This is a genomic window from Neobacillus soli NBRC 102451, from assembly GCF_001591665.1.
In the GTDB taxonomy this organism is placed as follows: domain Bacteria; phylum Bacillota; class Bacilli; order Bacillales; family Cytobacillaceae; genus Neobacillus; species Neobacillus soli.
In genome coordinates, this window is sequence record NZ_BCVI01000096.1 from 1 (window position 1) to 13,721 (window position 13,721).

General features: G+C 40.2%; 11 protein-coding genes and 1 pseudogene. All 12 read left to right on the top strand.

Annotated features, from left to right (window positions below; translation table 11 throughout):
• The first annotated feature begins 296 nt into the window (after positions 1-296).
• The 12 genes and pseudogenes from BSO02S_RS25150 to BSO02S_RS25205 all read left to right on the top strand — a co-directional run bounded on the left by BSO02S_RS25150 (position 297) and on the right by BSO02S_RS25205 (position 13,630).
• A complete protein-coding gene (locus BSO02S_RS25150; protein WP_066074532.1) occupies positions 297-1,994 on the top strand; it encodes a CocE/NonD family hydrolase in 1,698 nt (565 codons plus the stop codon).
• Positions 1,995-2,028: 34 nt separating this feature from the next.
• Positions 2,029-2,979 carry an MBL fold metallo-hydrolase gene (locus BSO02S_RS25155; RefSeq protein ID WP_066074535.1) on the top strand — a complete coding sequence of 317 codons (951 nt, stop codon included), beginning with the start codon at positions 2,029-2,031 and terminating at the stop codon, positions 2,977-2,979.
• Positions 2,980-2,997: 18 nt separating this feature from the next.
• Positions 2,998-3,690 carry a 3-oxoacid CoA-transferase subunit A gene (locus BSO02S_RS25160; RefSeq protein ID WP_425320409.1) on the top strand — a complete coding sequence of 231 codons (693 nt, stop codon included), beginning with the start codon at positions 2,998-3,000 and terminating at the stop codon, positions 3,688-3,690.
• Positions 3,683-4,372 (top strand): 3-oxoacid CoA-transferase subunit B, encoded by a 690-nt coding sequence (locus BSO02S_RS25165; protein WP_066074542.1) that lies wholly within the window; start codon positions 3,683-3,685, stop codon positions 4,370-4,372. The genes BSO02S_RS25160 and BSO02S_RS25165 overlap by 8 nt, the downstream gene beginning before the upstream one ends.
• Positions 4,369-5,124 (top strand): GntR family transcriptional regulator, encoded by a 756-nt coding sequence (locus tag BSO02S_RS25170; protein WP_066074545.1) that lies wholly within the window; start codon positions 4,369-4,371, stop codon positions 5,122-5,124. The genes BSO02S_RS25165 and BSO02S_RS25170 overlap by 4 nt, the downstream gene beginning before the upstream one ends.
• Positions 5,125-5,171: 47 nt before the next feature.
• The gene (locus BSO02S_RS25175; RefSeq protein WP_066074548.1) at positions 5,172-6,284 is read left to right on the top strand and encodes an FAD-dependent oxidoreductase; all 1,113 of its coding nucleotides are present in this window, start codon (positions 5,172-5,174) and stop codon (positions 6,282-6,284) included.
• A 57-nt stretch (positions 6,285-6,341) separates the two neighbouring features.
• Entirely contained in the window at positions 6,342-7,274 is a 933-nt protein-coding gene (locus BSO02S_RS25180; protein ID WP_066074551.1) for an alpha/beta hydrolase, read from the top strand.
• 347 nt (positions 7,275-7,621) lie between these two features.
• On the top strand, positions 7,622-8,887 hold the full coding sequence (locus tag BSO02S_RS25185) for an MFS transporter (protein ID WP_235847012.1): 1,266 nt from the start codon (positions 7,622-7,624) through the stop codon (positions 8,885-8,887).
• Positions 8,888-8,998: 111 nt separating this feature from the next.
• On the top strand, positions 8,999-9,964 hold the full coding sequence (locus BSO02S_RS25190) for an MBL fold metallo-hydrolase (RefSeq protein WP_066074557.1): 966 nt from the start codon (positions 8,999-9,001) through the stop codon (positions 9,962-9,964).
• Between the two features lie 121 nt (positions 9,965-10,085).
• Entirely contained in the window at positions 10,086-10,646 is a 561-nt protein-coding gene (locus BSO02S_RS25195; protein ID WP_066074560.1) for a TetR/AcrR family transcriptional regulator, read from the top strand.
• A gap of 167 nt (positions 10,647-10,813) precedes the next feature.
• A pseudogene (locus tag BSO02S_RS25200) lies at positions 10,814-11,959 on the top strand (sulfite reductase subunit alpha); the annotation flags it as partial.
• A 465-nt stretch (positions 11,960-12,424) separates the two neighbouring features.
• Positions 12,425-13,630, top strand: coding sequence for a C40 family peptidase (locus tag BSO02S_RS25205; protein WP_066074566.1), 1,206 nt, complete (start codon positions 12,425-12,427; stop codon positions 13,628-13,630).
• Positions 13,631-13,721: the final 91 nt, after the last annotated feature.

Consider the following 13,721-nt stretch of genomic DNA (forward strand, 5'->3'; position numbering starts at 1 on the left):
AAATTTAGCAAATTGTCCTTAATAGGCGCTCTTGAGGACAAAATAGGGTCGAGAAACTAACTAACTGTCCTTAATAGGCGCTATTGAGGACAAAACAGGGTCGAAAAACTAACAAACTGTCCTTAATAGGCGCTATTGAGGACAAAACAGGGTCGTAAATCTAGCAAACTGTCCTTAATAGTCTCTCTGTAAGACAGAACTACTTTTTATAGGAACATAGGCTTATGGAATGAATGCTGAAAAATCTGCCAGATTGAAAACTTACTTAGAAGGACTGAGAAGAGGAGCGTATTAAGATGATAATCAAAAAGAACGTCCGCATTCCTATGCGTGATGGAGTGCATATCGCGGCTGATATCTACCTTCCTGATAGTGCAGAAAAAGTACCAGCACTACTTGCACTTAGCCCCTACGGTAAAGAACTACAAGCACAAGCACTAACATTACCTCCACAAGCACGTCCGAGTCATCTTTGGAATGGAGCGATTGAAGCAGGTGACATTCGTGAAGTAGTATCACGAGGTTATGCACATATTATCGCAGACGTACGTGGTACGGGTGGTTCTGAAGGTCAAATGTGCGGTAACTATAACTCTGGGGGTCATGGAGATGGAAAAGATATCTATGACCTCGTGGAACGGTTAGCAGAACAGGATTGGTGTGATGGAAACATCGGTATGATTGGAATTTCATACTTTGCATCTGTTCAAATTTTAGGTGCAGCGGAGCAGCCGCCACACTTAAAAGCAATCTTTGCGAACGGTGGGCACTTCGATCTTTATGAACTTTGTTATCACGGCGGTATCATGTGGTTAATGCCGCGTGCTTCTCGTGAAGGACGCGGCGGCGATAGCGGTAACGCCTTCAATAATGTAGCAAGTAAGAGCTCAAAAGTATACTCACCAGAGGAGCTCAAAGAGAAAACGCAAGAGCGCTTAAATGACCCAGATATTGCCCATTGGTCAGACTTTGTTCACCTTTTACATTATCAAGACCGTCACGAATTATGGATGGATTACTTATTAAATCCACTTGATGGCCCATTCTGGCAAAAAGATAGCGCTATAGAAGTAGCACATAAAGTAACAATTCCAACGTACTTCCAAGCAAAATGGGGCCGCGGTTGGAACGTTGAAGGCACAATCGAATGCTTCCATAAAGTATCAGGCATTAAAAAGCTTGATATCCAGGCGTTGCCGCCAATGTTAGAGCGTCCATTCCATGAAAACCATGACGAAATGTTCCGCTGGTATGATTACTGGTTAAAAGGCATCAACACAGGCATTATGGACGAACCAACTGTGCAGTTCTCTGTTGAAGGTTCTTACAAATGGCGTAAAGAAGATCACTGGCCATTGCCATATGAAGAAAAGAAAGAGTTCTATTTACGTCCTCGCCACAAAATTAGCGAAAAGTGCGAGCCGTTAACATCTGAATATGCACATCCAGATGGCTTCTACCAAGCACCATTAACAGTAACAACAACATCAGAAAAGATTAAATGGACTAGTGATAAATTCCTGGAGTATGTAGAAATGACAGGTTCAGGGGCTTTATATATTCATGCAGAAATCGATACAGATGATACAAACTTCATGGCCAAACTTTATGATGTAGATCCAAGCGGCAAACGTACATTAATGACGTCAGGTTATTTAAAAGCATCTCATCGTGAATTAAATGAAGAAAAATCAACATATGGTGAGCCATGGCACCCACATAACCGTGTGGTACCAGTAACACCTGGTGAAATTTACGAGTATGCGATTCGTTTATATCCATTCTCATTCTTAATTAAACCAGGACATCGAATTGAATTAGAACTTGCATGTAACGAACCACTTGATGGTGAAGATGCAAAACTACTGCCGCCGGATAGCTATCACTTACCAAGCGGCCGTGCAACAACGCACAAAATCTATCGAGATGCAGATCACCAATCGCGTTTAGTGCTGCCAGTCATTCCGAAACAATTTGACGTTACAAATAAATAGTCTGCTTATAACTAGATTAATAGGAGTGAATAACATGGCAAATGCAGTATGTGTCATACCGATTGAATGTAAATTTGGTCCAATTTCTGCATTTGCATATTATGTGGATGCACCAGAACCGGCCATTATTGATACCGGTGTGAATGTCTCTGCTGTTCAAGACATCGCGCCAACCTTAGCTGAACATGGTATTCGAATAGAAGATATTCGTTGGATTTTACTGACGCATGGTCATGTGGATCATCTCGGTGGTGCATATGCAATATGGGAAAAAACAGGACGAAACGCAAAAGTAGTCATTCCCAAAAAAGAAGCTCGGCTATTACGTGATAAAAATGAGCAAATTGTTGATTACAAGTCACTACAAGGAAAATACATCACCGATCCAGCCATACAAGAAAAACATATCACCATGTTAACAACAGATATTAGTGGCACGACTGAACCGGACTTGGAAGTAGTTGAAGGTGATTCCATCCATCTTGGAGGTGATATCACATTAAAAGTGATTGAAACTCCAGGGCATTCGATCGGTTCTGTGACATTTGTATTGGATGAATTAAATTGGGCGTTTGCAGCAGATGCTGTTCAAATATATGGCGGTTTAAGTGGCATACCAACGATAGAAAACCCAACTTTATATCGCAAAAGTATTCATCGTTTGTTGGAAGATGTTCGTCCTAACCGATTATTCTTAGGTCATCCATTCCGTAATATCAATGGCGATATGGAAAGTGCACAAATCGAGGGTGAGCAGGTAGCAACTGTGTTACAAGCCAGTCTTGATATGGATGCCAAATTGAAAGATTCCGCCCGGCGCCATTTAACAAATGGACTTCCTGCTGAACAGCATGAATTGTACGGACCATTCGGCCGGGTTGCTGAGGAAATTGGCTATACAGGAGACCCACGCAATTTGCCTTGCGCATTCTTTGTGACAATGCATGGTTATCATGAAGAACTCATAGGTTTGCAAATAAAATGAGAGGAGGAACAAAAAATGATCCAAAAGAAGTTTGAAAATATAGCCAAGGCTGTTGCTGATATACACGATGGAGCAACGCTGCTTGTCGGAGGATTTGGGGGAAGCGGATTACCGTCCCATCTGATTGCTGCCCTAGTAGAGCAGGGCGCGAAGAATCTGACTGTCGTATCAAATAATATTGGTGCCGTTAGCGATGGTGTAGCCGCACTAATCAGCAATAACCAAGTAAAGAAAATAATCTGTTCTTTCCCTGTCGGTCCACACGCTGACGATTTGATTGCACGTCTTCAGAATGGCGCGATTGAGTTAGAAATCTCCCCGCAAGGAACATTGGCGGAACGCATCCGAGCAGGTGGTTCGGGGATTCCAGCCTTTTACACACCGACAGCAGCACACACAGAACTTGGAGCAGGAAAGGAAACGCGGGTGTTCAATGGTCGTTTACATGTTTTAGAGTATGCCATCACAGGTGACTACGCTTTTATCAAGGGACATCGGGCAGATCGCTGGGGGAATCTTGTTTACAATAAGACACAGCGTAATTTTAACCCGGTAATGGCGACAGCAGCGCGCATTACAATTGCCGAGGTAGATGAAATTGTAGAAGTCGGAGAGTTGGATCCAGAGAATATTGCCACACAGAGCGTCTACGTACATCGTTTAGTAAAATTAGTGACTCTACGTGAAGAGGAGGTGTTAGCAAATGGTTAAAGACGAACTGAAGGTTGGATGGTCAAAGATACAGTTAGCTTCTCGAGTTGCTCAAGACCTAGAAGATGGTTGGTTCGTGAATCTTGGTATCGGTATACCGACACTTGTGGCCGATGTGATTCCTGAAGGCAGAGAAATTATTCTGCATAGTGAGAATGGTCTACTTGGGTTGGGGCCAAAACCAGCACCAGGTGAAGAAGATATGGATCTTGTTAATGCTGGTAAGGAACCAATCACATTAAAACCGGGCGGCAGCTTCTTCTCACAATCAGACTCCTTTGCCATGATCCGTGGCGGTCACCTTGACGCAGCAGTACTCGGCGCATTCCAAGTCTCGATGTATGGTGATCTTGCTAGCTGGAAGGTACCGAATGATCCTCTTGGACGTGTTGGAGGTGCCATGGATTTAACGGTCGGCGCAAAGCGTGTCTTCCTCTGTATGCAGCATTGCACTAAGAAGGGAGAATCGAAAATCGTGGAGGAATGTACATATCCTCTGACTGCGCCTCGCTGTGTAGATCGTATTTATACAGACCTTGCGGTGATTGACGTGACAAATGATGGTCTTGTTGTGCAAGAACTTGCTCCTGGCGTTACATTTAAGTATTTGCAGGAAAGAACAGCTGCTCCGCTTAAGGATCTTGCGGACCAACTTGTAAAAGGAGAATCTATTCAACATTGATTAAGCATATCAAAAAAACGTCCATTGATCGCAGTTCACCAGTGCCACTTTATAAACAAATTAAGCAAATATTAATTGAGGAGCTGCAGTCTGCTGACGGTGAGAATGGCCGTCCCTTCAGCACTGAGCAAGATCTTGTTCAGCGCTTCCACGTGAGTCGGGCGCCAGTTCGAATGGCACTGAAGGAGCTTACCGATGAAGGGTACGTTTACCGAGAGCGGGCAAAAGGCACCTTCCCTGTTCAAGAACTTCCCGTACGGCCTCCAGGGTTAGAGTTAGGAGGACTAGTTGCCTTCCTTCGCGATCAAGGGTTAGATTGCACTTCAAGAATACTAGAAGTAGATCGAGTCTTACCCACAGGGAATCTGTGCGCTATTCTTGGACTTGAGCCTAGTGATAAGGTTTTAAAGATCTCCCGGTTAATACTGCTCAAAGAAAGCCCACTTGTATGGACGCAGACATATCTGGACGGCTCAGAAAGTTTCCAACCTGCGAAGCGGGATCTAGAAATGGTCGACAGTGTCTTCATGCTCCTACAGAGCGAACAAGGAATTTTCATTTCTCGCGGTGATCACCAGATTTTTGCGTCAGGTGCAAACCATGAGGAGGCAGAGCTTTTGGGTATTCAAAACGGGGACCCTGTCCTAGTAATAGAGACGAAGTTGTATACGCGTAATGATCGCCTAATTGGCTGGAGAAAGGCTGTCCATAGAGCCGATGACTATAAATTTTCTTTTACAGTGAATCGTTGAGATTGACCTATTATTAATTAAATTAGTAGCGTAGGAGGGAAATGTTTATGAATCCAAAGTCAAATTTAAGAATTGCAATTATCGGTGGCGGTATTGGCGGGGCATCAACAGCCGTGGCTTTACGGCATGCAGGATTTAATGTCGACGTCTATGAGCAAGCATCTGCTATAAAAGAAGTAGGGGCAGGGATCGGTTTGCGTCCGCCATCCATCCGTTATTTCAAGAAATGGGGGCTTCTAGAAGAAATTGAAAGAGTGACCCATAAAAGCATTTTAATGGAAATCCTTTCAGATTCAGGAGAAGTATTACTTGAGGAAAAATGGCCTGCGTTAACAGATGACCCGGAAGAAAGATGGGCGAGATTAATCCATCGTGCGGACTGTCTGGACACATTGATTAATGCAATACCTTCTGAGTTCATCCATTTGAATCACAAATGTAAAAATATCGTTCGCCATGAAGATTATGCAGAAATTGAGTTTGATAATGGTGTCAAAGTGGAAGCGGACTTGGTCATTGCTGCAGATGGTATTCGTTCCCTTACTCGTTCGCTATTTTTCAGTCAAGCTGAGCCGGTTTTCCACCATTATCACGCCTATCGGGCTCTGGTGAATGAGGATGAAACCTATGGTTTAGCTACTGAAAACACATTGAGGATTTTCTGTAATGATAAAGTCAATTACTATTTACTGCCTTTAAAATATAGGAAACAAGTTTCGGTCGATATTACCGTCCCACACGAAGACCGATCAGGCAGACCGAACGTACAGAAAGAAGACATGCTCAACGAATTAAAGAACTTCCATCCTAGCCTTCAGAAGATTGCTGAAAATATAAATCATTTCGATGTTCGGTCACTATACGATATCGACCCTGTCGAAAAGTGGACTAATAATTGTATCGCCCTGCTTGGGGATGCCGCACATTCGATGCTTCATAACCAAGGTCAAGGTGCAAATATGGCCATCCAAGATGCAGGGGTATTGGCTGAATGTTTACTTGAAGCTGATAGCGTTGAAAATGCCTTACAAAAATATGAGTCCATAAGAAAACCAATCGGAACTTTATTTCAAAATTTATCTCGCCAGTTCCATAGTGACAAGGAAGAAACTGCTTTCCCTGAAAAAGAATTCCTTGAAAAGACTCCTGAGGTAAAATGATAGTGTTTTGTTGTGGATTCAAAAAAGAGACAAAATGAAATACGGAGGTTATCGCAGATGCCTGTACATCCCGAGATAAAAAAGATTCTGGATTACATTCCACAATCTGATACAAAACCAAAAGTCATTCCAGAAGAGCATAGAAAAATGTTCGATACACCTAATTTACCGATTGAAGAGCGTGTCCAAGTTTATTCTGTTGAAGAAAGATCTATTCCTACTGCTGAAGCAGATATCCCAGTGAGAATTTATACACCGAAGGAAGCAGATTCTTATCCAATTCTCATGTATTTCCACGGTGGCGCATTTTTCTCGGGAAATTTAGAAAGTCATGATGAAATAGTTCGTCCGATTTGCCTAGAATCCGGTTATAAAATCATTTCGGTAGGTTACCGTCTTGCTCCTGAACACCCATTTCCAGCGCCATTAAAAGATTGCTATAACGTAACAAAATGGGCAACAGAACATAAGGATGAATTGCAATGGGATGGCAAGAATCTCGCGCTTGCAGGTGATAGTGCGGGTGGAAACTTAGTTTCAGCAGTTTCACTATTGGCGCGTAGCAAAAAGGAATTTACAATTACGAAGCAAGTACTATATTATCCATCCTTGGACCTTGATGTCAGTGAATTTCGTTACCCATCTCAACAGGAAAATGGAAAGGGCTATTTCGTAGAAAGTGATCAATTAGCAGAATATAACTCCTTCTATTTATTGGGGAATGTAGATACAGATAATCCGCTAGTTTCACCTATTCGAGAAGAAAATTTAGAAGATCTTCCAGCTGCACTCGTCATCACGGCAGAATATGATCCAATGCGAGATGAAGGGGAATTATTTGCGCAGAATTTAAAAAAATGTGGTGTACCTGTTGAAACAAAGCGCTATGAAGGCGCTACTCATGGGTTCTTAGGTAAATTCACTCATCTTGATGAGTATAAAGACATTTATAAACGTACAGCGAAATTTTTAGCTAATAAGAAAGTATAAATTTTCTTCAAAATTTACACTTTCGTATGTCGCATAAATTCAACTACGCCTCTGTCTTCGTCCTAACGGACTCGCCAATCGGCTAGTTTTCATTTACGTTCCAAGTAGAGAATTCTGATAGGTTAACAGACATTTCTAGGAAGTGGTCAAAAGCGGCAGGTCCAAGGCAAAAGCGTTTGATCACTTCCTTTTTACGTGTAAGTGCTTGAACTTTATTGTTCATTACTTTAAGGGGGGTGAAAATGAACGGTTAAAAGGATGACTGGAAATCTTAACATCGAGGTGGAGAGAACAGAAGTGTCAAAAATATTCATAATATTCTGAACAGAGGTCTAATTTTAAGAGGGGTGTTTTATTTTATGAAAAATAAAAAGTTTTGGACTTATGAAAATAAGTTAGTGGCAATCGTCTTCTTCACAATCGGATTTGTATTCTTTGACCGTTTAGCGATTAACTACCTATTCCCAATGATTTCTGTAGACTTAGGACTAAACTACACGCAATTAGGTTTGCTTGGGGCAGCTCTTGCGTTAACTTGGTCAATTTCTGGTCCATTAGGTGGATTCATTTCAGATAAAGTTAAGAGTAAGAAATCAATGTTAGCCATTTTAGTATTCGCATTCTCGGTTGTTTCATTAATACACGGTTTAGCACAATCATTTGCAATGTTATTTGTACTACGTCTATTAATGGGTATCGTAGAAGGTCCACTGATTCCGCAAACACAATCGATTTTAGCAATGGAGTCGTCTGAGCGTCGTAAAGGATTTAACTTAGGTTTCACAATGAACACCAGTAACGCCTTATTCGGTAGTATTTTAGCACCTGTAGTAATTGTGGCATTAGCCACAAATTTTGACTGGCATACTGCATTCTATTTAACAATTATTCCTGGGATTATTTTAAGCTTTGTCATCTTCAAATCAGTTAAAAATCCAGATCCAGCGAAATTTCACGCTATGCATGCGATAAAATCGACTGAAAAAGTTAAAGTTAAAGATGTTCTTAAGCACCGTAATATTTGGTTATCAATTGTTGTTTTCAGCTTAGTTATGACCACACTTATGGCATTCCAAATTTTTGGACCAACCTATCTCGTCCAAGCAAAGGGTTTATCTGATACAACAATGAGTTTCGTAATGGCTTCATTCGGGGTGGGATATGCAATCTTCGGTTTCTTAATCCCAACCATTTCAGAGCGTACTGGACGTAAACCAGCTTCCTTAATTTCTGGTTTGTTGTTAATTCTCATCCCACTAGCTGTGGTTTTCGTGGATTCCATTCCATTAATGATGCTACTTTTATTCATTGGTTCGGCTGGTTCAGGTGTAATTGGTATGTCGATGTCAGTTATTCCAGTTGAGTCTGTTCCATTACAATACTCAGGTCTTGCCATCGGTTTAACCATCGGAATTGGTGAGTTAATCGGTGGATTCTTAAATCCAATGGTGAATGGTGCTTTAGCAGACATGTATGGAATTCAAACACCATTACTCGTAGCTGCTGGTGCGGCTGTGTTGGCATTAATATTCACATTCTTCTTCAAGGAAACAGCACCATCTAAAGTACAATTAACGAAAGGCCAAGAAGTCAAGCCTAATGTCCAATTATAGTTTTAGTTTGTAAGATCAACTCAGCCCGCCTCTTCTGGAAAGAAGTGGACTGGGTTTGTTTTTATTCTATGATTGCATAGGAAAAATCAATTTTTTAGAGGGGGGAATTTGTTGTATAAAAAAAACAATATAGAAGTAATTCCTGTTATCGTTCCAGCTTCCAATAAATTGAAAAGTTTTAACTTTTTCTTAGTTAAACAGGAGAATTCCTTAACGTTAATTGACGCCGGATTGAACACAGATGATTGCTGGAATTCCTTACAAAAGACTTTAAAGAATCATGATTACTTACTTACTGATATCACAGGAATTTGCCTAACGCATCATCATACAGATCATATTGGTTTAGTCAACCGAATTACATCCACCCATTCCATTCCCATATACGCCCATCCTTATGCGATACCTGTTCTGAAAAGAGACTCACAATATATGAAAATGAGGGTAGAGTTTTTCAGAAAACTATACCAAGAGATGGGATGTGGTGAATTGGGTGAGAAACAAGTAGTTGATTCCCGTAATCCTATTAGTTTAAATGAGGATAAAAAAATCCATTGCGAAATTCAAGAAATCACCAATACCCAACTATTAGGCTTTGATATTTTCGAAATTCCAGGACATGCTCCAGACCAGGTCGCCTTTTATAATAAAGAGAGTAAGTGGCTATTTGCAGGCGATTTAGTAATTAAACATATTCCAAGCAAAGCAATGATTGAACCAGATTATGACGGGACCCGTACAAAATCCTTGATACAACAAAGGCAGTCCTTAGAGAAATGTTTGTCACTGGATATAGAACTCGTTTTTTCAGGTCATGGGATACTCCTAGAAAACCCCGTTGATTTAATAAAAAATAGAATAAATGAAATAGATGTAAAAGCCGACAAATTTATAAATATAATTAAATCCGGAATTTCAACCGCTAGTGGAATTGCGCAATTACTATATAAAGAAAAGTATGAAAAGCAGTTTTTCAACATTATGTCTGAAATTATTGGTTATCTAGATTTTCTTGAATTACAAGGGGCAATTAAGAAGGAAATGAAGAAAGGAATTTGGCAATATTATATCAAGTAAAAGGAGTTGATAAAATCAGCTCCTTTTGTTTTGGGAAAATTAGCAAAAGGGTTGTAATATAGAAAATGTTACTGCTATAGTAATAAAAAGAATGGTCGGTATGGGGGAGGCTTACAAAGAAATGGATACAAAATCACAGATAATCGACGTTGCCACATTACTCTTCCAGCAAAAGGGATATAAGGGTGTTGGATTAACCGAAATTATAAAAACATGCAACATCTCAAAAGGTTCTTTTTATCATCACTTTCCAAATGGAAAGGAAGAATGCCTAATCGCGTGCCTTCGGTCTTTAAGTGATACGATTACCGGAGAAATCAATAGAATTTTTAATCAAAGTCCAACTACTCACGAAGCTACAAAGAAGATGATTGAAAAGTTAGTTGGCCTCCTTGAAGTAGATGGTACGATTGCTGGTTATACATTTACCAGCATCGTCAGCGGAATGGGCTCCGAAATTGAACCGGTCCGAACTGTCTTGTCTGACTTTTACTTAAAGATGCAAAAGATTTATACGACTAAGTTAGAGACAGATGGGTTTTCGAAAGAAACTGCTCATTCTAATGCCCTCATGATGACGGCTTCCATTGAGGGGGCCATTTTGCTTTGTATGACACAAAAGACAAGCGGCCCGCTAAAAACTATTTCACAACTGTTGACCAAACTATTGAAGGAGTTTTAATATATAATCAATGCTTCTAAGGAAATTTATCAAGCAGGATTAAAAAATTATTTGGCTATTGTGTGTCAAATTACACATATTATTTCTTACCACTATGTTATCTTAGCTATAAATACTACTTTTGGAGGTTAATCAACATGCATCTAATTTTGGAAAATCCTAAAAATGCCAAAAGTGACGTTATGCCATTCTCTAGAACCAATCCATTTCAGGCAAAGGTTCTTAAAAATAATAATTTAAATGGAACAGGCTCTAGCAAGGAAACAAGGCATATTGAGTTATCATTAAAAGGTTCAGGCCTTTCCTATGTCCCAGGTGACGCCCTTGGCATTATGCCTGCAAATGATCCAGAACTTGTTGCTTCGCTTCTTAAGGAAATGGAATGGAATGAGGAAGCGGTTGTAACCGTTGGTAAGCAGGGTGAGGAACTGCCACTGAAGCAAGCGCTGACAACCTACTTTGAAATTACACTGCTGACGAAGAAGATTTTACAACAGGCAGCAGCATTCACTGAAAATGAGGGGTTACAAAAACTTGTGTTGGTTGAAAATACAGCCCAACTAAAGGAATATTGCTATGGGCGTGATTTGCTTGATATGTTACGTGATTTTGGCCCATGGAAAGCTTCTGCCCAGGAATTCGTCTCTTTATTAAGAAAAATGACACCGCGTCTCTATTCCATTGCAAGCAGCATTGCCGCTAATCCTGATGAAGTTCATCTAACCATTGGTGCTGTACGCTACACGGCACACGGACGGGACCGTAAAGGAGTTTGTTCTGTCTTATGTGCAGAACGTGTTCAAGAAGGAGAGACGCTTCCAGTCTTTGTGCAAGCTAATAAACACTTCCATCTGCCGGAATCCCAAGATCAAGATATTATTATGGTTGGTCCTGGAACAGGTATTGCACCATTCCGTTCTTTTATCCAAGAACGTGCCGTGAATAAAGGAGCAGGACGGTCATGGCTATTTTTTGGAGACCAGCATGCGGCTTCGGATTTCCTTTATCAAGCTGAGTTGGAAAAATACCAACAAGATGGAGTACTGACAAAACTTGATACTGCATTCTCCCGTGACGGGGCTCAAAAAGTCTATGTGCAGCATAAAATTCTTGAAAATAGTAAAGAACTATTTGAATGGCTTGAAAAAGGTGCGTATTTCTACGTTTGTGGGGATAAGGAACATATGGCGAAGGACGTTAACGAGGCCCTTATTAGCGTGATAGAAAAAGAAGGTTCGATGACCCGTGATGCAGCAGAAGTGTATCTTAAAGATCTGCAGAAGCAAGGGCGTTATCAACGTGACGTGTATTAAATGGAAAAGGTGTTAGGTACTCTGAATTACAGTTTTCAAGAAAGGAATCCTTCGTCTGGAGGGTTCCTTTCTTGAAAACGATACGAGAACAGTTATAAGTGTTTCCTCTATTTGTAGTCATTGTCGAATGAAAACCTTAAGCAGTGTCTAAAGAACTGTTAAGGTAATTTGGGCCCTCCGACTCATTAGTGACAGAAGATAAAATTAACCCGTTATTTTAAATAAACCCTTAGATACAAGATTTTTGTAATCTTGTATCTAAGGGTTTATTTTCTATGTGATAAAAAGGTCCTAATGATAAAAGTTTAGTAGGGAACAGGTGTCGAGTATTTAACAGATTTTTCTACATAAAATTACAATTATATTACATTACCGACAGATTCATTGTATTTAGTCCATTTGGAATATAAACTAGTAATATATTAGAATCGGAATTAATGATAGGTAACTAAAGGAGATTTTATAATGATAAAAAAATTATTAAAATATACGGTATCGGTTGCCGTCCTCACCACTATGATTCAAGTTACACCCACTTTTGCAAGTCCAGTAGACCCACCAGTGACACAAGAACAAATCAGTGCGACACAAGGACAAATTGATGACTTTGAAACAAAGATTCAACAATTAGACAATCGAATCGGTTTATCAATGGAGAAAGCCCAAAAACTAAACGATCATATTAAAACACAACAAGGGAAAATTAAAGAAACAGAGACAGATATTGAAAAGGCAAAAAGAGACTTAGACGCTCACAAAGAGGTCTATTCTGAACGGCTAAAAAGCATTCAGTCAGAAGGAAAACAGTCAGTTGTCACCTACGCTGAACTTTTACTTTCGTCTAGTAACTTTTCCGAGTTTTTAACTCGTTTCACTTCTATTTCTCAGATTATGGAAACTGACACGGATTTATTGAACGGGCTAAATGAAAAAGATCAAGCGTTAAAAGATGTAGAGGAAAGACTACATAATGAATTAGATAACTTAAAAAAGAGCAGGGAAGAATTAGCTTCTGAACAAAAAAGCATTGAAGAAGATAAAAAAGAAATTGCAAAAGAATTAGCAGATACGAAAAATAAATTACAAAGCCAACAGAATCAATTGGCGCAACAAAAGGCTCAACAAGAGGCAGAGCGTCAGGCTCAATTAGCGCAACAGCGGGCGGAGCAGCAAGCGCAACAACAAGCGCAGCAACAGGCCAAACAAAAGACCCAACAACAGACTCAACAACGGACTCAACAAAAGTCTCAACAGCAAACTTCAGGTAACAACGCTTCGAAATCAACACCAACGGTTGATGCAGGAAATCAAACAAACACTGGATCGGCAAATGAGGTCATTGCGGCTGCTAAACAATATTTGGGTGTTCCTTACGTTTGGGGTGGGACAACGCCAAACGGATTTGATTGTTCTGGATTCGTTCAATATGTTTATCGTTCCGTTGGCATTAGTCTACCAAGAGTATCCCGCGACCAGCAAAATGTTGGAACAAGAATTTCTCTTAGCCAAGTACAGCCTGGAGATTTAGTATTCAGGGGTTCTCCTGCCTACCATGTCGGTATTTATATTGGAGGCGGGCAATATATTCATGCCCCGCAAACGGGTGATGTTGTGAAAATTGCTTCTTTTAATCCATCTAAATTTACTAATGCTGTTAGAATATTACCCTAGTTTTCTGAAGTATAAACTTAAAAAGTGAAAAGTTGTTCGAAAAAAAGTAAATTAACGGAAGCCTGTTTCTATTCGGAAACAGGCTTCTTTT